The organism is Actinosynnema pretiosum (assembly GCF_024171695.1).
Classification (GTDB): Bacteria; Actinomycetota; Actinomycetes; order Mycobacteriales; family Pseudonocardiaceae; genus Actinosynnema; species Actinosynnema pretiosum.
Map to the genome: position 1 here is coordinate 169,560 of NZ_JAMTCF010000011.1, position 23,121 is coordinate 192,680.

Annotated in this window: 21 protein-coding genes; 13 read left to right on the forward strand and 8 right to left on the reverse strand. The window is 74.3% G+C overall.

Annotated features, from left to right (window positions below; translation table 11 throughout):
• Positions 1-59 precede the first annotated feature (59 nt).
• Positions 60-1,541 carry a methyl-accepting chemotaxis protein gene (locus LV78_RS23020; protein ID WP_253847684.1) on the reverse strand — a complete coding sequence of 494 codons (1,482 nt, stop codon included), beginning with the start codon at positions 1,539-1,541 and terminating at the stop codon, positions 60-62.
• Between the two features lie 208 nt (positions 1,542-1,749).
• Complete coding sequence (locus tag LV78_RS23025; protein WP_253847685.1) at positions 1,750-2,646, reverse strand: MBL fold metallo-hydrolase; 897 nt, start codon at positions 2,644-2,646, stop codon at positions 1,750-1,752.
• Between the two features lie 100 nt (positions 2,647-2,746).
• On the opposite strand from LV78_RS23025, the gene LV78_RS23030 reads away from it, so the two are divergent.
• From LV78_RS23030 to LV78_RS23045, 4 genes are all read left to right on the forward strand, one after another.
• Positions 2,747-4,324 (forward strand): amidase, encoded by a 1,578-nt coding sequence (locus LV78_RS23030; protein ID WP_253847686.1) that lies wholly within the window; start codon positions 2,747-2,749, stop codon positions 4,322-4,324.
• Between the two features lie 10 nt (positions 4,325-4,334).
• Entirely contained in the window at positions 4,335-4,904 is a 570-nt protein-coding gene (locus tag LV78_RS23035) for a TetR/AcrR family transcriptional regulator (RefSeq protein WP_253847687.1), read from the forward strand.
• Between the two features lie 94 nt (positions 4,905-4,998).
• On the forward strand, positions 4,999-5,742 hold the full coding sequence (locus LV78_RS40960; protein WP_301307118.1) for a TetR/AcrR family transcriptional regulator: 744 nt from the start codon (positions 4,999-5,001) through the stop codon (positions 5,740-5,742).
• The gene (locus LV78_RS23045; protein WP_253847688.1) at positions 5,739-6,677 is read left to right on the forward strand and encodes an alpha/beta hydrolase; all 939 of its coding nucleotides are present in this window, start codon (positions 5,739-5,741) and stop codon (positions 6,675-6,677) included. Before LV78_RS40960 ends, LV78_RS23045 begins: the two co-directional genes overlap by 4 nt.
• 44 nt (positions 6,678-6,721) lie before the next feature.
• Here the strand turns inward: LV78_RS23045 and LV78_RS23050 are convergent, their stop codons facing one another.
• Positions 6,722-7,324 (reverse strand): TetR family transcriptional regulator C-terminal domain-containing protein, encoded by a 603-nt coding sequence (locus LV78_RS23050; RefSeq protein WP_253847689.1) that lies wholly within the window; start codon positions 7,322-7,324, stop codon positions 6,722-6,724.
• 89 nt (positions 7,325-7,413) lie between these two features.
• Here LV78_RS23050 and LV78_RS23055 point away from each other — a divergent pair, with 89 nt between their 5' ends.
• Positions 7,414-8,196 (forward strand): MBL fold metallo-hydrolase, encoded by a 783-nt coding sequence (locus tag LV78_RS23055; protein WP_253847690.1) that lies wholly within the window; start codon positions 7,414-7,416, stop codon positions 8,194-8,196.
• Between the two features lie 16 nt (positions 8,197-8,212).
• On the opposite strand, the gene LV78_RS23060 is transcribed toward LV78_RS23055, so the two are convergent.
• A complete protein-coding gene (locus LV78_RS23060; protein WP_253847691.1) occupies positions 8,213-9,013 on the reverse strand; it encodes a class I SAM-dependent methyltransferase in 801 nt (266 codons plus the stop codon).
• Positions 9,014-9,143: 130 nt separating this feature from the next.
• Here LV78_RS23060 and LV78_RS23065 point away from each other — a divergent pair, with 130 nt between their 5' ends.
• From LV78_RS23065 to LV78_RS23075, 3 genes are read left to right on the forward strand one after another with little or no spacing between them, the layout of a single operon-like run.
• Positions 9,144-10,298 carry a FecCD family ABC transporter permease gene (locus tag LV78_RS23065; RefSeq protein WP_253847692.1) on the forward strand — a complete coding sequence of 385 codons (1,155 nt, stop codon included), beginning with the start codon at positions 9,144-9,146 and terminating at the stop codon, positions 10,296-10,298.
• Positions 10,299-10,300: 2 nt separating this feature from the next.
• Positions 10,301-11,086 carry an ABC transporter ATP-binding protein gene (locus LV78_RS23070; RefSeq protein WP_253847693.1) on the forward strand — a complete coding sequence of 262 codons (786 nt, stop codon included), beginning with the start codon at positions 10,301-10,303 and terminating at the stop codon, positions 11,084-11,086.
• Positions 11,083-12,066: an ABC transporter substrate-binding protein gene (locus LV78_RS23075; RefSeq protein ID WP_253847694.1), complete on the forward strand. Its 984-nt coding sequence runs from the start codon at positions 11,083-11,085 to the stop codon at positions 12,064-12,066. Before LV78_RS23070 ends, LV78_RS23075 begins: the two co-directional genes overlap by 4 nt.
• Before the next feature lie 92 nt (positions 12,067-12,158).
• Here LV78_RS23075 and LV78_RS23080 read toward each other — a convergent pair whose 3' ends face one another.
• From LV78_RS23080 to LV78_RS23095, 4 genes are read right to left on the reverse strand one after another with little or no spacing between them, the layout of a single operon-like run.
• Complete coding sequence (locus LV78_RS23080) at positions 12,159-13,163, reverse strand: pyridoxal-phosphate dependent enzyme (RefSeq protein ID WP_253847695.1); 1,005 nt, start codon at positions 13,161-13,163, stop codon at positions 12,159-12,161.
• 39 nt (positions 13,164-13,202) lie between these two features.
• Complete coding sequence (locus tag LV78_RS23085) at positions 13,203-14,186, reverse strand: GHMP family kinase ATP-binding protein (protein WP_253847696.1); 984 nt, start codon at positions 14,184-14,186, stop codon at positions 13,203-13,205.
• Between the two features lie 10 nt (positions 14,187-14,196).
• Positions 14,197-15,009 (reverse strand): Rossmann-like domain-containing protein, encoded by an 813-nt coding sequence (locus LV78_RS23090; protein WP_253847697.1) that lies wholly within the window; start codon positions 15,007-15,009, stop codon positions 14,197-14,199.
• A complete protein-coding gene (locus tag LV78_RS23095) occupies positions 15,006-15,737 on the reverse strand; it encodes a class I SAM-dependent methyltransferase (protein WP_253847698.1) in 732 nt (243 codons plus the stop codon). The genes LV78_RS23090 and LV78_RS23095 overlap by 4 nt, the downstream gene beginning before the upstream one ends.
• 237 nt (positions 15,738-15,974) lie before the next feature.
• On the opposite strand from LV78_RS23095, the gene LV78_RS23100 reads away from it, so the two are divergent.
• The 5 genes from LV78_RS23100 to LV78_RS23120 all read left to right on the forward strand — a co-directional run bounded on the left by LV78_RS23100 (position 15,975) and on the right by LV78_RS23120 (position 23,065).
• Positions 15,975-17,219 carry an MFS transporter gene (locus LV78_RS23100; RefSeq protein WP_253847699.1) on the forward strand — a complete coding sequence of 415 codons (1,245 nt, stop codon included), beginning with the start codon at positions 15,975-15,977 and terminating at the stop codon, positions 17,217-17,219.
• 206 nt (positions 17,220-17,425) lie between these two features.
• Positions 17,426-19,219, forward strand: a complete 1,794-nt coding sequence (locus tag LV78_RS23105; protein ID WP_253847700.1) for a TIGR03773 family transporter-associated surface protein — start codon at positions 17,426-17,428, stop codon at positions 19,217-19,219.
• 116 nt (positions 19,220-19,335) lie between these two features.
• Positions 19,336-20,805, forward strand: coding sequence for a choice-of-anchor M domain-containing protein (locus LV78_RS23110; protein ID WP_253847826.1), 1,470 nt, complete (start codon positions 19,336-19,338; stop codon positions 20,803-20,805).
• A gap of 98 nt (positions 20,806-20,903) precedes the next feature.
• Complete coding sequence (locus LV78_RS23115) at positions 20,904-21,908, forward strand: WxL protein peptidoglycan domain-containing protein (RefSeq protein WP_253847701.1); 1,005 nt, start codon at positions 20,904-20,906, stop codon at positions 21,906-21,908.
• Positions 21,909-21,931: 23 nt separating this feature from the next.
• A complete protein-coding gene (locus LV78_RS23120; protein WP_253847702.1) occupies positions 21,932-23,065 on the forward strand; it encodes a GTP-binding protein in 1,134 nt (377 codons plus the stop codon).
• The last annotated feature ends 56 nt before the right edge of the window (positions 23,066-23,121 follow it).

Consider the following 23,121-nt stretch of genomic DNA (forward strand, 5'->3'; position numbering starts at 1 on the left):
CGCGACGGCGCCGCCACCGGTTCGGGAACCGGTGGCGGCGCGGGGGTCGTGCCCTGAGGTCAGCCGACGGCCTTGCGGGCCTCGGTGTGGCTGGCCACGTAGCTGATCGGCGCGCCGGTGGCGTCCGACGAGCGCTGCATCTGCATGGCGACCAGCGGGCTGGCCACGATGATCGCCGCGTGGCGGATGCCGGAGCCGACCGCCGCGGTCATGGTGCCCTCGATGACCGACTGCACGCCGGGGATGGTCGCGCCCAGGCGGCTCATGTCGCAGATCACGGTCCAGCCCGGCCGGTGCTCGGTGATCTTGCTCGCGAACTCCTTGCCGTACGCGTCCGCCAGCTTCTGCTCCCACACGCCGACCAGGTCGATGTGCATGCAGTTGGCGGGCTTGTCCCAGGTGACCGAGTAGCTCGGCGCGACGCTCTCCAGCGCGGGCAGCGTCAGGGTGCCGGTGGTCGTGCGCAGCTCGCCCGCGATGCGGGTGATCTCGGCGACGGCGAGGCGGTTGCGCTCGGCGGCGGTCGAGGTCGTCACGGACTGCTCGTTGACCACGCTGATCGCGCGGGCGATCTGCTCGGCCTGGGTCGAGACCTCGTTGGTGGCCGAGTTCATCTCGCTGGTGGTGGCGGTCTGCTGCTCCACCGCCGACGCGATCGAGCTCTGGTAGTCGGCGATGCTCGCCATGATCTGGCTGATCTCGTTGATCGACTGGATCGCGGCGGCCGAGTCGCCCTGGATCTGCTGGACGGTCTGCGCGATCTCCTCGGTGGCCTTCGCGGTCTCGCGGGCCAGGTCCTTGACCTCACCGGCGACGACGGCGAAGCCCTTGCCCGCGTCACCGGCGCGCGCGGCCTCGATCGTGGCGTTCAGCGCCAGCAGGTTGGTCTGCTCGGCGATCGCGGTGATCGTCTTGACGATGCCGCCGATGGTGGCGGACGAGGTCTCCAGCGCGCCCATGCGGGTCGAGGTCTGCTCCAGCGCGTCGACGCCGGTTCGGGCGACCTGCGAGGCGTCCGAGACGTTCCGGGAGATCTCCTGGATGGCGGCGTGCATCTCCTCACCGGCGGCGGCGATGCCCGCGACCTGCGAGGAGACGCCCTCGGCGGACTGGACGATGGTGCTGACCTGGTTCGCGGTCGCCTGGACGCCCTCGGCGATGGTGCTGCCGCTGGCGTGCATCTCCTGACCGGCGATGGTCAGCAGGTCGACGGCCGGGCCGAGGCCCGACAGGCGCTGGCCGACGACGGCGATGCCCTCGGACAGCGGGGCGCCGGAGGCGTCCACGGCGGCCAGGTCGCCGCGCCGCAGCGCGGTGTCGGCCGCGACGGCGCCCGTCACGGCCTGCTCGGCGGTCGACGCGCCCTTGCGGGCGAGGACAAGCGTGAGCAGCACCCCGACGACCAGCACGGCGACCACGACCGCGGTGGAGGCGCCGCTGATCGCCAGGGTGGTGGCGACGGCGCCGGACAGGACGGCGAGGATGCTCGGGGTCCAGACCGCTCCCGCCAGGGACGGACGGCTGGTCTCGGCTGTCGACATGAGACTCTTTCCTCAGGTTAACGGTACTCGGCTCTCGCCCCTGCCTGTCGTCCGCTCCCGACCGGATCTGAGCCAAAGCGCGTTCACCCGCGTGAGTGACACCGATCCCCCGTCGTGCCTGGTGGGGGGTTACTCGCGGGTTGCTTTGCCGAGTGTTGACCGGGGTGCGGGGAGATCGTGGGGAAGCCCCGAAGTGCGCCCGATCGGATTACCTGTCCCGTCCTGCGGGCACGGGGTCCAGGCGGTAACCGGAGCCGTGCCGGACCACGCGGCCCGCCGTGGGCGGGGCGAAGTGCGTGCCCAGCAGCAGGGTCCCGGTCCCGGCGAGCCGGTCCAGGAGGGCGCGGCGGGTCGCCCTGGACAGCGCGGGGTCGACGTCCACGCACGCGGTCAGGTCCGGGTGGGCGAGCTGGACCGGGTGGTGCAGGCAGTCGCCGGTGATCAGGGCGCGCTCGTCGCCGGAGGTCAGCTCCACCGCGACGTGACCGGGGGTGTGGCCGGGCGTGGGGAGCAGGCGCACGCCGGGGGCGACCTCCAGCCCGCCGCCGGGCACGTCCACCGGCTCCAGCAGGCCCGCCCGCTCCACCGGGTCCACCGAGTCGCGGAACACCTGCGCCCGCGCCTCGTCCATCGGGTGGCCCGCCCAGAAGTCCCGTTCGACGCGGGAGGTGAGGTGGCGGGCGTTCGGGAAGGTCGGGACCCACTCCCCGTCCCCGCCCGCGCGGCGGGTGTTCCAGCCGACGTGGTCGCTGTGCAGGTGGGTGAGCACGACGAGGTCGACGGACTCGGGCGGGAAGCCCGCGGCGGCCAGTCGGTCGGGGTAGTCGGTGCGCAGGTCGTGCCAGGCCGGGTTGGCGCGCGGCTTGCCGTTGCCGATCCCGGTGTCCACGACCACGCGCAGGCCGCCCGCCTCGAACGCGAAGCTGTGGCTGTCCGCCCGCAGCGCCCCGGTCGCGGTGGCGTGGTGGGGGAGCAGCCAGGGCAGCGCCCGGACCAGGTCCGGGGTGGCGTCGGGCAGCAGCCACGCGCCGGTCTCCGGGGGGAGCGGGGTCTCGTCCACGCGGTGGACGGTGGTCCCGCCGACGTTCCACGAGCTGGGGTGCACGGGTGTCCTCACTAAAAGCTATGGGTTTGCGTTAATGGCACGGTAGGTCCTACGGTGCGGTTAACGCAAACCTTTAGCTTTTGCTGTCCCTGGAGTCGTGATGCCCGCAGCCCCGTCCCCGTCCGAGACCGCCCGCCTGGCCGCCCGCGCGGGCCTCCCGCTGCCCGCCGAGCGCCACGGGCCCGTCGCGGTCACGGCGGGTCACATCCACGACGTCATCACCCGGTTGCGCGAACTCGACTTCGGCGAGACGCCCGTGGACGTCCCCGCGCCGGTCCCTCGGGTCGAGCCCGTCCCGGTCGGCGGCGCGCCGCGGCCCGCCCCGACCCACCCGCACGAGCTGACCCTGGCCGAGGCCGCCCGCGAGATCGGCGCGCGCGCCCTCTCCCCGGTGGAGCTGGTCGACTCCGTCCTGCGGCGGATCGAGCGGGTCGCGGACCTGAACGCCTACGCCGAGGTCGTCGCCGACCGCGCCCGCGCCGCCGCCCGCGCGGCCGAGCGGGACATCGCCGCAGGTCGGAGTCGGGGCCCGCTGCACGGCGTCCCGTTCGCGCTCAAGGACCTGATCGACGTCGCCGGGACGGCCACCGCCGCGGGCTCCCGCGTCCGCGCCGGTCACCTCGCGACCGCCGACAGCGCCGTGGCCGAGCGCCTCGCCGGGGCGGGCGCGGTCCTGGTCGGCAAGACGCACACCCACGAGTTCGCGTACGGCCTGGTCACGCCGCAGACCGCCAACGCCCGGCGGCGGGACCGGGTCGCGGGCGGTTCCAGCGGCGGTTCGGCGGTGGCCGTCGCGGCGGGCGCGGCGACGTTCGCGCTGGGCACCGACACCGGCGGCTCGATCCGCGTGCCCGCCGCGCTGAACGGCGTCGTCGGCCTGAAGCCCACCTACGACCTGGTGCCGCGCCGGGGCGTGACCTCCCTGTCCTGGACCCTGGACCACGTCGGCCCGATCACCCGGACCGCCCAGGACGCGGCGCTGGTCCTGGCCGCGCTGACCGGCCACCCGCCCGTCACCGGATCGGGCCCCGCCGACCTGGCGGGACTGCGCGTGGGCGTGCCGGGCAACTACTACTTCGACCGGGTGACCCCGGACGTGGAGGTCGCGGTCCGATCCGCGATCGCCGACCTGGAGTCGCGCGGCGCCCGCCTGGTGGAGGTGGCCATCCCGATGGCCGACCTCGTCCACGCCGTCCACTGGGGCCTGATGGTCCCGGAGGCGACCGCCTACCACGAGCGAACCCTGCGCGAGACCCCCGACCGGTACGGCGAGGACGTCCGGGTGCTGCTGGAAGCGGGCGAGCTGGTCGGCGCGGGCGACTACCTGCGCGCCCGCCGCGCCACCACCCTCGTGCGCCGCGCGTGGGCGGGGCTGTGGGCGGAGGTCGACGTCCTGGCCGCCCCGACCACCCCCGCCACGGCCGTCCCGGTCGGCCGGGGCGAGGTGGTCTGGCCGGACGGCGGGGTGGAGACCGTGGCCGACGCGTACGTGCGCCTGTGCGCCCCCGCGAACATCACCGGCGGTCCGGCCGTGACCGTCCCGGTCGGCGCGGACGCCGACGGCCTCCCGATCGGCCTGCAGCTGCTCGCCGCGCCCGGCGCCGACCACCGCCTCCTGCGGGTGGCGGCGACCTGCGAGCGCCGGGTGTGGTCCACCGGGGCGGGGGAGGCGTTTTAAGGTGGCGCCCGTGGCTCGCAAGCAGATGGTGCGCCCCGGTGGCCGCAGCGCACGGGTCCAGGAGGCGGTGCGCGGGGCGGTGCGCGAACTCCTGGAGGAGGTCGGCCGGGACGCGCTGACCGTGCCGATGGTGGCGCAGCGCGCGGCCGTGACCCCGTCGACCGTGTACCGGCGGTGGGGCGACCTGCGAGAGCTGCTGTCGGACGTGGCGGTGGAGCGCCTGCGCCCGGACGAGCCCCCCGAGGACCGGGGCGGCCTGCGCGCCGACCTGGAGGCGTGGGCCGAGCAGTTCCTGGAGGAGATGGCCTCCCCGCCGGTCCGCGCGTACCTGCGCGACGCCCTGCTGGGCGACGACGACGGCGCGAACGCGACCCGCTGCTCCGACTACGCGGCCGAGCAGGTGACCCTGATCCTGGCCCGCGCCGAGGCCAGGTCCGAGCACCCGCCCCCGCTGGAGGCCGCGATGGACCACCTGGTCTCCCCGCTGGTCTACCGCATCCTGTTCCGCCCGGCGGGTCTCGACGCGGCGCACGCCCGGAGGTTGGTGGCGGAGCTGCTCGACGGCGGGATCACGCGGTAACCGGTTCACACCCCCTCTTGTCCCGCGCTGCCGCTCGCCCACTGCCCATATATCGACGCTAGCGTAAATAATCTTCTGAGTATACCGTCACTACATGCCCGCCGTTCCGGAACCCTCCGCCCGAACACGCCTGCTCGACGCCGCCGCCACCCTCCTCGCCGCCTCCACCAGCGGGGACGTCTCCACCCGCGAGGTCTGCGAGGCCGCCGGGGTCAAGCCGCCCACGCTCTACCACCACTTCGGCGACAAGGACGGCCTGCTGCACGCCGTCGTCGTCGACGGGTTCGAGCGCTACCTCGCCAGCAAGCGCGCGCTGCCGCCCACCGGCGACGTGATCACCGACTTCCGGCGGGGCTGGGACCGGCACGTCGAGTTCGCGATCACCAACCCCGCCCTCTACAACGTCATGTACGGCCGCCCGCTCGCGGGCGCCGAACCCACCCCCGCCGCCGCCAGGGCGCGCGCCGACCTGGCCGCGATGCTCCAGGCGCTGCACGGCACCGGCCGGCTGCGGCTGCCCGTCGACGTCGCCGCCTCCACCTGCGAGGCCGCCGCCGTCGGGGTCGCGCTGCACCTCGTCCGCACCGGCGGGCCCCTGGACGACCCGGCCGCGACCGTCGTCCGCGAAGCCGTGATCACCGCCCTGCTCGGCCCCGTCCGCGCCTACGCCGACGCCCCCGTCGCCCCCGACCTCGCCGCGACCGCCGCGCGCCTGCGCGACGCCCTCCCCGACGGCCCCCTCGCCACCCTCCGCGCCTCCGAGACCGCGCTGCTGCGCGACTGGCTCGGCGACCTGGCCGCCGCACCCACCACCGCGTCCGAAGGAGAGACCCGATGACCGCCCAGATCGACGCAGCCCAGGTCGAGCACCTCCTCCAGCACGTCGCCGACAGCTTCGGCAGGCCGATGCGCTCCCCGCTCACGCACTTCCCGCACGAGGCAGGCCTCGCCCACCAGGACGTCACCTTCCCGTCCCGCGACGGCGTCCCCCTGGAAGGCTGGTTCATCCCCGCCGACAACCCGGTCGAGGACCGGGTCGTCATCTGCAACCACCCGTTCTGGTTCAGCCGCGCGGGTCTGCCCGCGCACCTCGAACCGTGGCGCTCCACCTGGTCGCTGACCGGCAACGACTTCGACGTCGACTTCGTGCCCGACTACAAGCTCCTGCACGACGCCGGCTACCACGTCCTCGCCTACGACCTGCGCAACTCCGGCCTCAGCGGCGCGGCCAACGGCGGCGTGTTCACCGGCGGCGTGCTCGAGTCCAGGGACGTCCTCGGCTCGCTCGACCACGTCCGGTCCCGCACCGACCTGCGCGACCCGAAGATCGCCCTGTTCAGCCGCTGCGCGGGCGCGAACGCCACGTTCCGCGCCATGTCCACCCACCCCGAGGACTTCGCGGGCGTCCGCTGCCTCGTCGCCCCCCAACCGATGTCCGCGCGCGTCACCCTGGAGCGGACCCTGCGCGGCGCGGGCCTGCCGCAGGAGCGCGTGGCGGAGTTGGAGCACCGCATCCGGATGCGCACCAGCCTGACCCTGGACGGGATGTCCCCGATCCCGTGGGCGGGCGCGACGACCGTCCCGACCCTGCTCTACCAGGTCCGCGACGACGTGCTCACCGATCCGGCCGACGTCCAGGCGGTCCACGACGCGATCCCGGTGGAGAAGGACCTGTTCTGGATCGAGGGCACCACCCGCCGCTTCGACGGCTACACCCACTTCCAGCGCGACCCGGCCCGCGTCCTGGCCTGGCTCGACGCCCACCTGTCCTGATCCCGCCCCGGTCGGCCGGGCGCCGGAACCCCGGCCGACCGGCGTCACCCCTGCGTCAACGCCCGCTCGATCGCCCGCCGCGCCCGCCCAGGGGCCTCCCGGTCGCGCTGGAGCTGCATCGCCGCGTTCAGCGCGAACCCGGCCGCGAGGATCTCGAACAGCGCCTGCTCGACGTCGAACCCCTCCGCCAGCTCCCCGCCCGCCACCGCCGCCTCCAGGTCGGCCCGCAACCGCCCCCGCCACCGCGACCACACCTCGGCCACCGCGTCGCGCACCGCGCCCGGCCGCCCGTCGTACTCGCTCAGCGCCGCCGTCATCAGGCAGCCGCCGGGCAGCAGCGGTTCCGCCAGGTGCCCCACCGAGTTGTCGCACACCGCCCGCAGCCGCCGCAGCCCGGCGGGCTCGTCCAGCGCGGGCTCGACCACCCGGTGCCAGAAGTCCACGAACGCCTTGTCCAGCGTGGAGATCTGGAGCGCCTCCTTGGTGCCGAACTGCTTGTGCACCCCGGACTTGCTCATCCCCAGCTCCTCGGCGAGCCGCCCGATGGTGATCCCGTCCAGCCCTTCCTCGGACGCGATCTCGGCGGCGCGCTCCAGGAGGCGCCCCCTGGTGGCCAGCGCCTCGGCCGCCGAGCGTCGTGGTGACATGGCCCAACCTTAGCGTACGACCGTTCGCTATTGATTTGGCGAACGCTCGTACGCTAACTTCCCGGCAACCACCGACGGAGGAGCACGGGATGCGCGCACGACGACTGGGCTGGGCCGGGGTCGAGCTCGAAGCGGCGGGCGGTCGCCTGCTGATCGACCACGTCCGGGACCTGTCCCCGCTGTTCACCGGCTGGACCTCGACCGACGGCCTGATCGCCCCGGCGGGCGAGGCGACCGCCGCGCTGGTCACCCACCTGCACCGCGACCACACCGACGCCGCCGCGCTCGCCGCCGCCCTGCGCGACCGCGCGCCCGTCCTGCGCCCGGCCCCCGGCCACGGCGACGACGTGGACAACGCGACGACCCTGCTCGCCGAGCGCGAGCTGCGCCACCACGACCTGGCCACCCGGATCGCGGACACCTGGTCCGAGCACGACCTCGGCCCGTTCCGCGTCACCGCGATCCCCGCCGTGGACGGCCTCGGCGACCCGCAGCTCAACTGGGTCGTGGAGGCCGACGGCCAGCGGGTCTTCCACGGCGGCGACACGATGTTCCACGGCCACTGGTGGCTCGTGGCCCGCCGCTTCGCCCCGTTCGACGCCGCGTTCCTCCCCGCGAACGGCGCGGTCGTCGACGCCCCGCACCTGCGACCGCCGAGCCCGTTCCCCGCCGCGCTGGACCCGCGCCAGGCCGCCACCGCCGCGGACATCCTCGGCGCCCGCCACGCGGTGCCCGTGCACTACGAGCCCGAGCAGCCCGACAAGGTCCCCGGCTACGCCGAGGTCCTCGACCCCGAGCGCGAGTTCCGCGAGCACGCGGGGGAGCGCGCCCGCGTCCTGCCGGTGGGGGAGTGGCTCGACCTGGCCGGGTGACCCGCCGGGGCGCGCCTCACCCGCGCGTCCCCACCCCGAGCACCGCCGAGAAGTCGATCTCCACCACCCCGCGCGCGGCCAGCTCCGCCAGCAGCCCCGCCCGGACCCGCTCGACCTCGGCCGCGCCCAACCCGTCCAGCGAGCTGCGGAACCCGCTCCCCAGCACCAGGTTCCACGCCAGCCCGTCGCTCACCGGCTCGCGCAGCTCGAACGTCCGCGCCCGCACGTCGACGCACCCCACCGACCACAGCCAGGTCCCCAGCGAGTCCTCGGTGTTGATCCGCCCCGCCTCCGACCGCTGCGGCTCCTGCCCCCGCGCGCCCGGCCCGTCCTTCACCCGCGCCACCACGTCCCGGTAGGCCGCCCCGAACTCCTCCAGCGCGCCCGCCCGCCACACCGCCGCGGCGAACCGCCCGCCCGGCCGCAGCAACCGCACCAACCCGCGCACCGCGTCGTCCATGTCCGGCAGGAAGAACACCCCGAACGCGCACTGCACCAGGTCGTACCCGCCCGCGCGCCCGGTCCACGCGGTCACGTCCCCGACCGCGAACCGGAGGTTCCCCAACCCCGCCGCCCGCCGCGCCCCCACGTCGACCAGCTCCGGCGACAGGTCGACCGCGTCCACCGACCCGTCCGGCCCCACCGCGCGCGCGGCGGGCGCCGCCGAGGACCCGATCCCGCAGCACGCGTCGAGCACGTGCTCGCCCGCCGCGGGCTCGCTCACGTCCGCCAGGGCCTGTCCCAGCCGGTCCCACACCACCGGCGCCAGCGCGGCGAACTCGTCCCGCGTCGCGTCGAAGACCTCCCGCAACCCCATGCCAACCCCTCTCGGAACCCGGTGCGGCGCCCCGAGTGTCCGACCGCCCCACCGGCCCGGCCACTCGTATTCGTTGCTCCGCATGGGTTTCCTGGCCGACGTGTCGCCCAACCGTGCTACTTTCCTGCCAATGAAAATCAATACCAAAAGAGCGGGGAGAGGGCGCTCCCCGATCCCGGCCGCGAGCACCGGCGACACCGCGACCGGAACCGCGGCCGCAGCCGCGACCGCCGACCCCGGCCCGTCCCCCCGGCCGTTCCCCACCGCCACCACCGCGCTCGCGCTCACCGCCGCCCTGCTGGTCTCCACCATCGCCGCGATCAGCCTCGGCGCCGCGACGATCCCCTTCACCGACACCGCCCGCTACCTCTGGGCCGCCCTCACCGGCGGAACCCTCCCCGCCGCCGACCTGACCCAGTACCAGATCGTCTGGCAGGTCCGCACCCCCCGAGTCCTGCTCGCCGCCATCGTCGGCGCGGGCCTGAGCAGCGTCGGCGTCGCCGTCCAGGCCATGGTCCGCAACGCGCTCGCCGACCCGTTCATCCTCGGCGTCTCCTCGGGGGCCTCGGTCGGCGCCGTCGCGGTCACCGTCTCCGGCGCCCTCTCCGCGCTCGGCATCTACGCCGTCTCGGCGGGCGCGTTCCTCGGCGCACTCGCCGCCACCGCCCTGGTCTACCTCGCCTCCCGCACCGCGGCGGGCGTCACCCCGCTCCGCCTGGTGCTCACCGGCGTCGCGCTCGCCTTCGGCTTCGAGGCCCTGATGAGCGTCATCGTCTACTTCACCCCCGACAGCGAGGCCACCAGCACCGTCCTCTACTGGACGATGGGCAGCTTCGGCGCGGCCACCTGGGGCGCGCTGCCGGTGGTCGCCGTCGTCGTCCTGCTCACCCTGGTCGCGCTGCGCCGGATGAGCCGGGGCCTTGACGTGCTCTCCTTCGGTGACGAGAGCGCCGCGTCCCTCGGCGTCGACGCGGACCGCCTGCGCGGCAGGCTCTTCGCGATCACCGCGCTCGCCACCGGCGCGATGGTCGCCACCAGCGGCGCGATCGGCTTCGTCGGCCTGGTCGTCCCGCACCTGGTGCGCATCGCGGTCGGCGCGGGCCACTCCAGGGTCCTGCTGATCGCCCCGCTGCTCGGCGCGGTCTTCATGGTCTGGGTCGACCTCGCCTCCCGCGTCCTGGTCGCCCCCAGGGAACTCCCGCTCGGCGTGCTCACCGCCCTCATCGGCGTCCCGGTGTTCATCGCGCTGATGCGCCGCCGCGGCTACCTGTTCGGCGGGCGGTGACCGTGGACCTGAGCGTGGAGTCCCTCACCGTCGAGCTGTCCGGCCGGGCCATCGTCGACGCGATCACCTTCGACGTCGAACCGGGGACCGTCGTGGGACTGGTGGGCCCCAACGGCTCCGGCAAGTCCACCGTGCTGCGCTGCGTCTACCGGGCGCTGCGCCCCACCGGCGGCGCGGTGCGCGTGGGCGGCGCGGACCTCGGCGCCCTGTCCGCCCGCGACCGCGCCCGGCGGATCGGCGCGCTCACCCAGAACAGCACCGGCGAGCTCGACTTCACCGCCGAGGAGGTCGTGGCGCTGGGCCGTTCCCCGCACCTGCGCGGCAACGCCCCGCTCACCGCCGCCGACCGCGCCCTGTGCGACGAGGCCATGCGGCAGGTCGGAGTGGAGCACCTGCGCGGGCGCGGGGTGCTGTCGCTGTCCGGCGGCGAGTGGCAGCGCGTCCTCATCGCCAGGGCGCTGGCCCAGCAACCGGACGTGCTCGTGCTCGACGAGCCCACCAACCACCTCGACCTGCGCCACCAGCTCGACCTGCTCCGCCTCCTGCGCGCCAGCGGCCTGACGGTCCTGGTGGTGCTGCACGACCTCAACCTCGCCGCCGCCGCGTGCGACCGGCTCTGCGTGCTCTCGCGGGGCGAGCTGGTCGCCACCGGCACGCCCGCCGAGGTGCTCACGGAATCGTTGCTGGCCACCGTCTTCGGCATCAAGGCCGCGATCGTCCAGCACCCCGTCGACCTGGTCCCGCAGGTCCTCTACTCCCTCACCGACGAACCAGAAGGAACCCCATGAGCGCCCCCAGAGCCCTCCCCGTCGCGCTCGCCGCGCTGCTGCTGACCGGCTGCGGCGCCGAGATCGAGCAGCAGGCCGGGGAAGCCGCCACCGCCACCGTCAACCGGTGCGGCGAGCAGGTGGAGTACCGCGTGCCGCAGCGGGTCGTGGCCTACGAGGGCGGCAGCGCCGACAAGCTGTTCGCGCTCGGCCTCACCGAGCACGTCCACGGTTACGTCATGCCACCGGCCAACCCGCCGGTCACCGAGTCGCCGTGGGCCGCCGAGTACGCGAAGGTCGAGTTCCTCAGCGACGACCTGCTCAACCGGGAGCTGGTCGTGGACGCCAAGGCCGACCTGGTGGTCGCGGGCTGGAACTCCGGGTTCAGCGACCAGCGCGGCATCACCCCGAAGATCCTGGACGGCCTGGGCATCCAGAGCTTCCTGCACTCCGAGTCCTGCTTCAACTACCCCGAGTTCCCCGAGCGCACCACGCCGTTCGACGCGCTCTACACCGACCTGGAGCGGCTCGGGAAGATCTTCCACGTCGAGGCCAGGGCGACCGAGGTCGTCGACGGCCTCAAGCGGCGGGTCGACGCCGTGCGCGCGGACACCCCGCAGGGCGAGCCGATCCCGGTGTTCCTCTACGACTCCGGCACCGACCAGCCGTTCACGGCGGGCGCGCAGGTGCCGCCCACCGAGATCATCTCGTTCGCCGGTGGCCGCAACGTCTTCGCCGACGTGGACGCCCGCTGGACCAAGGTCGGCTGGGAGGCCGTGGTCGAGCGGCAGCCCGAGGTGGTCGTGATCCTGGACTACGGCGACAAGCCCGCCCAGGAGAAGATCGACTTCCTGAAGTCCTCGCCCACCACGGCGACGCTGCCCGCCGTGGTGAACAACCGCTTCTACGTCCTTGACTACAACGAGGGCATCAGCGGGCCGCGCAACGTCGACGGCCTGGAGGGCTTCGCCGAGTACCTGAAGACCGTGCCGCGCGGCTGACCCGCGAGAACCGCCCGCGCGCCGGAGGAAGCCCCCCGGCGCGCGGCGCGCTCACCCGCGCGCCGGAGGAAGCCCCCCGGCGCGCGGCGCGCTCACCCGCGCGTCGACGGCGCGGGCGCCCGCTTCCAGTCCATCCGGCACCACGGCAGCGCCAGCTCGTCCGTGCTGGAGACCTGCTGCGGCGCCAGGGTCTCCACCGCCGCCGCCTCCCGGTGCCTGGCGAACACCGACTCGGCGTACCGGTGCCCGGTGTCCGCCGCGACGAACACCGCCGTGCGGTGCGGGTTCAGCTCCCGCTCCCACCGCGCCGCCAGGTACCCGGCCCCGGTGGACAGCCCGGCGAACACCGCGTGCCGCCGCAGCAGGTCCACCGACCCGGCCAGCGCGGAGTCGAACGAGCACCAGTGCACCACGTCGTACAGCTCGTGCGCGACGTTCCCGAACACGATCGAACTCCCGATCCCGGCGATGATGATCTCCGGGTCGACCACGTGCTCGCTGCCGAAGGTGATGCTGCCGAACGGTTGCACGCCGACGAGTTCGGTGTCCGGCCGGAGCTCCCGCAGGTAGGTCGCGAGCGCCCCGGTGGACGCCCCCGAGCCGACCCCGCCGACCAGCGACACCCCGCCGCCCACCTCGGCGGCGATCTGCTCGGCCACCACCCGGTACCCCAGGTAGTGCACGTCGTCGTGGTACTGCCGCATCCAGTGGTACTCGGGGTGCCGCTCCAGGATCTCCCGCACCCGCCGGACCCTGCGGTCCTGGTCCAGCTTCAGGTTCTGCGACGGCGGCATCTGCTCCAGCTCCGCCCCGAGGACCGCGAGCTGCGCGCGCAGCACCGAGTCGACCGTGGTGGAGCCGACGATCAGGCACCGCAGGCCGAACCGGTGGCAGGCCAGGGCGAGCGCGTACGCGTAGATCCCGCTGGAGCTGTCCACCAGCGTGTCACCGGGGCGGACCACCCCGCGCGCCAGCAGGTCCTCCACGGCGGCGAGCGCCGAGACGACCTTCATCGTCTCGAACCGCACGCAGACGAGGCCGTCCTCCAGGCTGATCAGATCGGGTCGGGCGATGGCGGACGCGACGTGGTCGTGCACGGTTCTCCTCCGCTTGATCGTTCGGCTCTGCTCGACCGGTCAGCACCCCGGTGCGTCGAACACCCCGGTGACCGGAACCCCGTCGCGCGCCAGCAACCGCGCGCACTCGGCGGCGCGGGTCCGGGAACCGGCCCGGTCCGCGCGGAACAGCACACCGGCGACGTTGCCGCTGTGCGCGACCTGGACGCCGACCGCCCCGGCCCGGTCCGCCGCGCCGAGCAGCGCGGGCAGCTCGGCCTTGGGCAGCCTGCGCTGGTTCAGCAGCGCGCTGCGGGTGCACACCCGGCCCAGCAGCACCGGGTCGCCGAGCCGCACCGCCCGCCGGACCTCCTCGCGCAGCGCGGCGAACTCGGCGACCTCGGCGTCGGTGTAGTCGTCGACCGGCAGCGCCGCCGTGTCCACCGCCGCGCCGCCCCCGGTCAGGCAGCCCAGCACCACCAGCGGCGGCAACCGCTCGCCCAGCACCTCGATCACCGCGCCCTCGCGCTGCGCGAACAGCACCGGCCGCGCGTCCAGCATGAGCGGGTCGCTGGCCGACTCGACGCCCACCGCGAGGTCGGCGACCTCCTGCGCCCCCAACGAGATCCGGTAGGCGTCGGCCACCGCGCGCACCGCCGCGATGAGGTCGCTGGTGGACGAGCCCATGCCGAGCCCCACCGGCACCCCGCCGGACAGCAGCACCCGGCCGCCCACCACCGCGCGCCCGGTCAGCCTGGCGCACACCCGCACCGCCGTCGCCGCCGCGAGCGCGGTGTTCACCCGGTCCTCCGGGACCACGCGCACCTCGCCGGGCCGCAGCGCCGGGTCGGGCCGGAACTCGGCGCCGGTGCGCGGCTCGTCCAACCGCAGCGTCACCAGCCCGTTGCGGCGCGCGCCCGTCGTCCGGTCCGGGAAGCAGCCCTGCAGCAGCTCGCCGTGGTGGCTCGGCGCGTGACCGGTTCCGCGCGCCCGCACGTCCGGCCGGGAGCTGTCGAGCACGGGCCCTCCCGGCTCGGGCGCGGGGCGCGCGGGTGTTCGGCTCATCGGGACGACCTCATCCGGACAGTCTCGCCCGGTAGCGGTAGAGCCGGGTCGGTTCCGCGCTGAACTGCGAGAAGGGGAACGGCTCGGCGGACAGCGCGGTCACCCCGGAGCCGAGGAAGTGCCTGGCCACGGCGCTGCCGGTCTGCGCGTAGACGACCAGCGGCACGCCGCGCTCCCGGCACGAGGCCAGGATCACGTCGAAGCTGCCGTTGCTCAGCGTCATGCCGGTGGCCACGACCGCGTCCGCGACCGGCAGCACGTCGTGCATCGACGGCGTGACCGCGTCGCCCCACTGCGTGGTGGTGAGGTTCAGATCGCACGGCAGGCACTCGGCGCCGCGCGCCCGGATCGCGGCGACCAGCGGGTTCACCACGCCGATCAGCGCGACCTTCGCGCCCTCCGGCAGGTCGAGCAGGCCCGCGATGGCGGCGTCCCTGGCGACCGCCCTGACCTCGGGCGTCCCGGCGGGCAGCTCGACCGGTTCGGCGTGCTCCGCCTCGTGGTGCGGGGCGGTGGTGGCGAGGTACGCGTCCAGCGCGGCGATCCGCAGCGGCGACCGCCCGTCGCGCAGCAGGTCCGCCAGCGGTCGCCCGGACAGCTCGGCGCAGATCTCCGGCGTCAGCTCGCCCGCCTCGAACGCGCAGGCCCCGAACGCCGCGCCGACCCGCGCGAGCACGTACTGGTTGCGGTAGGTCACGTTCCCGCCCGCGAGGCGGGTGCCGTGGTGCGCCCAGAACACGCTGGTGGCCACGACCTCCGCCGGGTCCGGGCCGAGGCGGCCCGCGAGCACGTCGGCGATCAGCCCGTCCACGGCCCCGCTCACGCGCCGACCGCCTTCGTGAAGCGGAAGACGTGGGTGACGACCCCGTCCTCCCAGTCGTGCCGGTGCTCCAGCGCGGGGGAGAGTCCGATGTGGACGGCGTGCGCCACGATCGCCTTGAGGTCGGCGGTGTTCGACAGCGCGACGTACACCCGGCCGCCCTCGGCGAGCAGGTCCCGCCGCACGAGCTGGTCGAAGAACCGGGTGACGATCACCGCGCCCTCGCACACGTTGCGCACCACGTCGGGGTCGTCGCTGACCCGCTGGCTCACGGCGGGCGGGTTGAACGTGACCACGTCCAGCCGCTCCCCGTCCGGCACCGGGTCGAACAGGTCGCCGACGCCGGGCGCCAGCGCGCTCGGCCCGTCGACGAACTCGGCGAAGTGCGCGCCCGCCGCCTCCACGCTCGGCGCGTGCACGTCCAGCGCGTAGACCTTGGCCGCGCCCGCGATCCCGGCGGCGACGGCCTCGGCGCCGAGCCCCACGCCCATGGCCGCGTACACCAGGCCGCGCACGGCGATCCGGCCGTCCAGCAGCCGCTCGTGGATCATGCGGCTGGTCGCGCCGGGGGTGAACACGCCGGGCGGCACCCGGAAGGTCCAGCCGTTCCACTCGTACGACCGAGCGGAGCGGATGTCCTCCTTCGGGGTGTTGATGCGGACGATGTGCTCGGCGGGGAGGAGGTCGGGCAGTTCAGCGATCAACGGGTGGCCGGGTGAGCTCGTGTTCACTCGTTCTCCTGCGCTTCGCCTGCGGAGGACGGCCCCCCGCGCCTCGACAAGGTATGCAATGAAAATCATTTTCTTCTACCTCCATTCGTGTCAACCGCCCGCGATCTCGGCGACGGGGCGTGATCGGGGTTCGGGTTCACGTCGGGCCGGTGTGAGAACGACAACGGTTTTCACTACCCTGATCCCGCACCCCGAGTGCCCACCCCCGTGCCCCACCTCCAGCGAGGAGCAGTCGCGATGCCCCCCACCACCGAAGACCTGCGAGGGGACGCGCCGCCCCGCAGGCCGCTGCTGCTCGACCGCGCCTTCCTGCGGCTGTGGTGCGGCGCCACGGCGTCGGGCCTGGCCACCTGGAGCCTGCCGTTCGTGCTGGGCCTCGCGGTCCTGGAGCGCTCGATCACCCCGACCGCCCTCGGGCTGGTGCTCGCCGCCCGCACGGTCGGCTTCCTGCTCGCCGTGCCCGTCGCCGGTGTGCTGGCCGACCGGTACTCGCGCCGCGCGGTCGTGTTCTGGGCGGGCCTGGCGGCGGCGGTCGCCGCGCCGGTGATCGCCTACGGCCTCGGCCGCTCCACCCTCGTCATGGCGGTGGCCGCGCTCGTCGCGGGCGCGGGCCAGGGGGCGTGCCGCCCGGCGTTCCAGGCGCTGACCGCCGAGGTGGTCGAGGCCGCCGACCGCAGGCAGGCCAACGCGGCGATGACCGTGGCCGTCCGGGTCACCTCGCTGGTCGCGCCGGGGCTGACCGCGCTGCTGGCGACCGTGGCCGGGGTGTGGACGCTGCTCATCGCGACCGGCGCGCTCTGGCTGGTCGCCGGTCTGCTGCCGCCCGCCGGGAAGCCGCTCACGTCCACCGGGGGCACCCGCTTCGCGCCGGTGGCCGAGTTCCTGGAGGGCGTGCGCGAGGCCCGGCGGCACCCGTGGTTCCTCGCGGGCCTCGGCGCCCTCACGGCCGTCATCGCCACGGGCTACTCGGCGACCGGCGTGGCGCTGCCGCTGGTGAGCCGGGACGACTACGGCACCGAGTTCGTGCTGGCGGCGGCCACCACCGGCTACACGGTGGGCGCCCTGCTCGGCGGCCTGCTGCTGAGCCGCTGGTCGCCGCGCGCGCCGGGGTGGACCGCGCTGCTGGGCCTCGGCTGCTACGGCCTGGCCCCGCTGAGCCTGGTCGTGCCGACCTCGCCGCTGGTGGTGATCGCGGCGTACGTGGTCGCGGGGGTGGGCATCGAGCTGTTCAACGTGCCGTGGTTCACCGCGACGCAGCACGAGGTGGCGCCGGACAAGCTGGCGCGGGTGTCCTCTTTGGACTTCCTGCTGTCCTACGGCCTCGCCCCGCTCGGGCTCGCGGTGATGGCCCCGCTGATCGAGCGGGTGGGCGTGGCACCGGTGATGGTGGGGTGCGCGGTGGTCTGCTTCGCGGCCCCGGCGCTCGCGGCGCTGCACCCGTCGTCGCGCTCGTTCTCCACTAAGGGCGTCGTTCGGGGTTGAGACCCCGGTGACCGCGCGTAGGGCCGGGGGTGGTTCGTCGCTCCCGGCCCTACGCGTTTTTCCCTTGCCCATCAGCGTGAACGCTCTCCAAGGCCCGACCCGCGCCCGACGGTTCCCGTCACGCATCGTGGTGGTCTGCGCCGGGTTATTGAAAATGATTGTCCTTTGCTTTAGCGTCTCCTCTCGACGGCCACGAGGGGGGACACATGCGCACGACCGAGCACCGCAGGACCGGACGCCGGGGGACGCCCGGACCGCTCCGGGCGGTCAGCGCGCTGCTGCTCGCGCTCGTGCTCGCCAACCCCGCCACCGCGCTCGCGGAACCGCTGCCGGGCAACGAAAAGCCCAGCAGCGCCCCCACGAGCAGCGCGGCTCCGAGCAGCGCCGCTCCCGGCGGCGCGACCCCGAGCGGCGCGGTCCCGAGCGCGGACGTCGCGGCGGAGCGGCTGGAGCTGTCCTCCGGGCACGTGGACCTGGTCGCGGTCTTCCTGGAGGGCGGTGACCTCGTGGTCGCGGGCAAGGCGGACGTCGACCGCGTCGCCACCCGCTTCGACCCGGCCACCACCACGCTCACCGTCACCGACGCCGCGAAGCGCGCCGCCCCGACCTCGCCCGCCTACGGCTTCCTCGGCGTCCCCGGCGGTTCCCCGATCCACGTCATCCCGCAGACCTTCCAGCCCGACGTGCTCTGGGCGGGCTGGAACACCGAGTCCGTGCCGCGCGGCGCGCTCGCCGGTGACGCGCTCGACCTGGCGCTGGACTCGGCGACCGGCCCCGGCCGGGTCGAGGTGTACCTGTCCGGCGCGGACGGCCCCGAGCGGGTGTTCAGCTCGCACGACGACCTGCCGCCCCAGCGCGTCGCGGTCCCCACCCACGCCCACGCGAACTGGGCGTTCACCGCGCCCGGCGAGTACGAGCTCCGGTTCCAGGCCACCGCGACCGCCGCGTCCGGCGAGCCGCTGACCTCCGGCCCGGTCACCTACCACCTCGTGGTCGGTGGCGGCGACACCACTCCGCCGACCACCACGACCACCGAGCCGCCCACCCGGCCGACCACCCCCACCACGACCCGCCCGACCACGACGCAGCCCGCGCCGCAGCAGCAGCCGCAGGCCCAGCCCCGGCAGCAGCCCCAGGCGCAGCAGACCCAAGCCCCCCAACAGCCCCAGGCCGACCGCTGCGTCCCCACCGCCGTCACCCGCACCGTCGAACCCGGCCAGGTCGAGGTCGTCACCGACGGCCACTTCGACTACGGCCCCGTGGTCGAGGGCAGCGGCCTCGCCGCCCGCGTCAAGGACGACCGCCAGGGCGAACCCGTCCACCGCGACCCGGCGAGCTACGTCTTCCACCTGGACGACACCGCCCGCACCACCCCGCCCTCGGGCTCCGGCTACGACTTCCTCGGCGGCGGCCCGGTGTGGATGATCCCGCTGACCCAGCGCTCCGGAATCCCGTGGCTGGGCTGGAACACCCAGCACCCCAGCGTCACCTCGGGCATCACCGGCGACATCACCATGACGCTGGAGAACGTCGAGGGCCCCGGCAAGCTCGCCGTCTACGGCCAGGACCCGTTCGGCGGCGTCGGCGACCGCTACTTCGGCACCGCCGAGGGCTTCCCGCGCTCCACCAAGGTCCCGGTCGGCCGCTCCGGCGTGCACGTCCACGGCGCCTGGGCGTTCACCGCGCCCGGCAGCTACGCGGTCACCTTCACCTTCAGCGGCGCCCTGAACGGCGCGCAGGCCACCGCCCGCAGCACGCTCGCCTTCCACGTCGGCCCCGGCGACCCGGCCACCGCCCGCCCGAGCGCCCAGGTGGTCGAGCAGGTCGGCCGCACCGCGAGCGGCGCGGAGTGCGAGATCGACCCGCAAACCCTCGCCAGCACGGGACTCGACGGCTCCGCCGTGGCCGGACTCGCCGTCGCCGCCGCCCTGCTGATCCCCCTCGGTTTCCTGCTCACCAGCCTGACCACGCTGGCCACGGCCCGCGCCAGGCGTCGCTGAGCGACCACCCGTCCCGACAAGGAAGGAGCCGCGCGACCCCCTCCGGCACCACCCGTCCCCACCGCGCCGGTCACCCCGAAGAACCGGCCAGAACCAAGGAAACGGACTTGAACGCAGTGCAGACCCGGCACCGCAAGCGCCGCTACGCGGCCGTGGCGTCGATGACCGCCCTGGGCCTCGCCCTCGGCTCCCTGGGCGGCGTCGCCGTCGCCCAGGACGCGAAGCAGGTCGTCTCCGACGGCCACGTCGACCTGTTCTACGTCGACGCCCAGGACTCGACCTACTCCCTGGGCGCCCACACCTCCACCGGCAACGTCGCGCCCGAGAACCTCCTGGTGCACGCCAAGCCGTCCGTGGCCTCCCGCACGGTCAGCGCCGCCATCGCGACGCTGCCCGGCTGGAAGGCGCAGGGCGAGAACTACTACCTGCTGCCGCAGACCTCCCAGGCGGGCCAGGTGTTCGCGGGCTTCGGCTACAGCTCGAACGTCCCGCACGGCACCTCGGTCACCTACACCCTCGACGGCGTGACCGGCCCCGGCGCGTTCGCGCTGTGGCAGAACGGCGAGGACGGCCCGAACACCTTCCTGGCCTCCGCCGACGGCGGCCCGAAGTCGTTCACCAGCGCCGCCGACCACGAGCACGTCAACTGGGGCTTCACCGAGCAGGGCGACTACGCGGTGGCCGTGCGCGCCACCGTCACCCCGCCCAACACGACCCCGGTCGACATCGCCCCGGTGACGTACAACTTCCGCGTCGCCGAGGACCTGCCGACCCAGCAGCCCGAGCCGAACGAGCCCGTCGCCACGAAGCTCAGCATCTCGGGCCTGGCCGGTCACTACCACGCCGGTGGCGTGGCCAGCCTGACCGCCGTGCAGGAGCCCGCCACGGGCGAGGACCACTACCACTGGTTCACCCGCGCCGAGGGTGAGACCGAGTGGTCGGTCGTCTCCGGCGCGCTGTCCGGCACCTACGGGTTCGTCGTCCGCACCGCCGACGACAACCGCCAGGTCATGGTCAAGCTCTACGACCACGACCACAAGGTGATCGCCGAGTCCGAGCCGGTCGTCATCGACGTCGACGACCACGGCAACGACCCGGTCAACGGCCCCACCATCACCGCCACCCTGACCGAGCAGCAGGGCGCGCTGACCGTCAGCGTCGCCCCGGAGAACCGCGAGGTCGACCTGGGCGAGCTGGCCCTCACCGCGGAGGCCGACCGCTACCGCGCGACCGGCGCCCTCAAGCCGATCACGGTCACCGACACCCGCTCGGAGAACCCCGGCTGGAGCGCCACCGGCCGCGTGCGGTCCTTCACCACGGTCGACGGCCAGGTCCTCGGCGGCTTCCACCTCGGCTGGACGCCCACCGTCCTCGCGTCCTCCCAGGGCCAGACCGTCAACCCCGGCGCCCCGGTGGAGTCCGGCTTCACCAGCGGCAACGGCCTGGGCGCGCGTTCGGTGCTGGGCAGCGCGGCGGCAGGTTCCGGTCGCGGCGTCGCGCAGCTGGGCGCCGACCTGAAGCTGGACGTCCCGGTGGACACCACTCCGGGCACGTACCGGGCGATGCTCATCCTCACGGCCATCTGAGCCGCCCCTGGGTGACCACCGCGCACGACAACTGATCAAGGCGCGGGCCCGCCGATCCCGGTGGGCCCGCGCCCGTGCTTACCCCCGCTGGAGACCTGGTGAGACCCGCCCCCCGCGCCGCGACGCTCGTCGTCGCGCTGCTCGCAGCCCTGATCCCCGCGCCCGCGCACGCCCAACCCGTGCCACCGCCCGAGCCCGGTTCCGCCGAGCGGCAGACCTGGTCCGTCGCCCCGGCGTCGGCGACCGGACCGGACGGGCGCCCCGGCTTCGAGTACGTGGTGGAGCCGGGGATGCGCTACGACGACCACCTCGCGGTGCGCAACCTCGGCGACGCCGAGCTGACCGTCGACCTGTACGCGGGCGACGCGGTCAACACCGACACCGGCGGGTTCGACCTGCTGGCCCGCGACGAGCCGTCGACCTCGGTCGGGCGCTGGACCACCTTGTCCACCAACCAGGTCACCGTGCCGCCGCGCCAGGTGGTCGTGGTCCCGTTCAGCCTCGCCGTTCCCGCCGACGCCGAGCCCGGCGACCGGGTGGGCGGCGTGGTGGCGGCGCTGACCACCGGCGCCGACGTGCGGGTCGAGCGCCGCGTCGGCAGCCGGGTGTACGCGCGCGTCGCGGGCGCGGTCACCCCCGAGGTCGGCGTCGAGTCGCTGTCCGCCACCTACCGCGCCTCGCTCAACCCGGCGGGCGCGGGCGAGCTGGACGTCACCTACACCGTCGTCAACCGGGGCAACGTCCGGCTGACCGTACGACCTTCCGTTGTCGCGCAAGGGCTCCTCGGCCTCGGCGAGGTCACCGCCGTCGACGACGCGCTGCCGGAACTGCTGCCGGGCAACGCGATCACGCTCACCCGCACGATCACCGGCGTGTGGCCGCTGGGCCCGCTGGACGTGCGCGCCACCGCCGAACCCATCGCCTCCGCCGGTCAACCGCTCGCGGGCTCGGTCGAGGCGGGCGCCGCCGACACGACGGTCTGGGCGCTGTCCTGGACCGCGATCGCGACCCTGCTGCTGCTCGCCGCCATCCTGCTGGCCCTCTGGCACGTCCGCCGCAAGATCCGCGCGCTGCGCGTCGCCGCCGCAGCCGGAAAACCCTGACCCACCAACGAGAACCCAGGACCATGAACGCGCAACCAGACCCCCGCGTCCCCGTCACCGTGCTCTCCGGCTTCCTCGGCGCGGGCAAGACCACCCTGCTCAACCACGTCCTGGCCAACCGCGAGGGCCGCCGCGTCGCCCTGGTCGTCAACGACATGAGCGAGGTCAACATCGACGCCTCCCTCGTCCGGGGCCGGGGTGGTGAGCGCCTGGTGGAGCTGACCAACGGCTGCATCTGCTGCACCCTGCGCGAGGACCTGCTGGAGAGCGTGGGCGAGCTGGCCCGCGACGGCCGCTTCGACACCATCCTGATCGAGTCCACCGGCATCTCCGAGCCCATGCCGGTCGCCGCGACCTTCGAGTGGACCTTCGAGGACGGCACCAGCCTGTCCGACCACGCCCGCCTGGACACCACCGTCACCGTGGTCGACGCCGCCACGTTCCTGACCGAGGTCGAGCGCGGCGACCGGCTGGACGAGCGCGGCCTGGAGGCCGAGGAGGGCGACGAGCGGGGCATCTCCGACCTGCTGGTCGACCAGGTCGAGTTCGCGGACGTGCTGGTGCTCAACAAGACCGACCTCGTCGCGCCCGAGCACCTGGCGACCACCGAGGGCCTGCTGCGCAAGCTCAACCCGAGCGCCCGCCTGATCCGCTCCACCCGAGGCGTCGTCGACCTGGCCGAGGTGCTGGACACCGGCCGCTACGACCCGGTCACCGCCGCCACCTCGCCCGGTTGGGCCGAGGAGCTCGCGGGCTCGCACACCCCGGAGACCGAGGAGTACGGCATCCGCTCGGTCACCTACCGCGCCGACCGCCCGTTCCACCCGGCCCGCCTCGCCGACGCGCTCGCCGACTGGGAGGGCGTGGTGCGCAGCAAGGGCTTCTGCCACCTGGCCAGCCGCCCGCACACCGTCGCGGTGTGGTCCCAGGCCGGGCCGAACCTCACCATCGAGCCCGGCGAGCAGCTGGACGGCCACACCGCCCGCCAGGAGCTGGTGTTCATCGGCGTCGGACTCGACCCGGACGAGCCGCGCCGCCGCCTCGACCCGGTGCTGCTCACCGACGCCGAGCTCGCCGAGGGACCCACCGCGTGGCGCCGCTACCCCGACCCGCTGCCCGCGTGGGACGACCTCGAAGCCCACTCCCACCAGCACTGACTTGCCCGGACGGGTGATGCGAGCACCGTTCGGGGCAAGCTGCCACCGAGCCCCGC

Excerpts from the sequence above, each read along its gene's own strand:
- LV78_RS23120 (WP_253847702.1), top strand. The coding sequence starts at position 21,932 with ATGAACGCGCAACCAGACCCCCGCGTCCCCGTCACCGTGCTCTCCGGC.
- LV78_RS23100 (WP_253847699.1), top strand. The coding sequence starts at position 15,975 with ATGCCCCCCACCACCGAAGACCTGCGAGGGGACGCGCCGCCCCGCAGG.
- LV78_RS23105 (WP_253847700.1), top strand. The coding sequence starts at position 17,426 with ATGCGCACGACCGAGCACCGCAGGACCGGACGCCGGGGGACGCCCGGA.
- LV78_RS23020 (WP_253847684.1), bottom strand. The coding sequence starts at position 1,541 with ATGTCGACAGCCGAGACCAGCCGTCCGTCCCTGGCGGGAGCGGTCTGG.
- LV78_RS23050 (WP_253847689.1), bottom strand. The coding sequence starts at position 7,324 with ATGTCACCACGACGCTCGGCGGCCGAGGCGCTGGCCACCAGGGGGCGC.
- LV78_RS23045 (WP_253847688.1), top strand. The coding sequence starts at position 5,739 with ATGACCGCCCAGATCGACGCAGCCCAGGTCGAGCACCTCCTCCAGCAC.
- LV78_RS23075 (WP_253847694.1), top strand. The coding sequence starts at position 11,083 with ATGAGCGCCCCCAGAGCCCTCCCCGTCGCGCTCGCCGCGCTGCTGCTG.
- LV78_RS23060 (WP_253847691.1), bottom strand. The coding sequence starts at position 9,013 with ATGGGGTTGCGGGAGGTCTTCGACGCGACGCGGGACGAGTTCGCCGCG.
- LV78_RS40960 (WP_301307118.1), top strand. The coding sequence starts at position 4,999 with ATGCCCGCCGTTCCGGAACCCTCCGCCCGAACACGCCTGCTCGACGCC.
- LV78_RS23085 (WP_253847696.1), bottom strand. The coding sequence starts at position 14,186 with ATGAGCCGAACACCCGCGCGCCCCGCGCCCGAGCCGGGAGGGCCCGTG.
- LV78_RS23055 (WP_253847690.1), top strand. The coding sequence starts at position 7,414 with ATGCGCGCACGACGACTGGGCTGGGCCGGGGTCGAGCTCGAAGCGGCG.
- LV78_RS23065 (WP_253847692.1), top strand. The coding sequence starts at position 9,144 with ATGAAAATCAATACCAAAAGAGCGGGGAGAGGGCGCTCCCCGATCCCG.
- LV78_RS23030 (WP_253847686.1), top strand. The coding sequence starts at position 2,747 with ATGCCCGCAGCCCCGTCCCCGTCCGAGACCGCCCGCCTGGCCGCCCGC.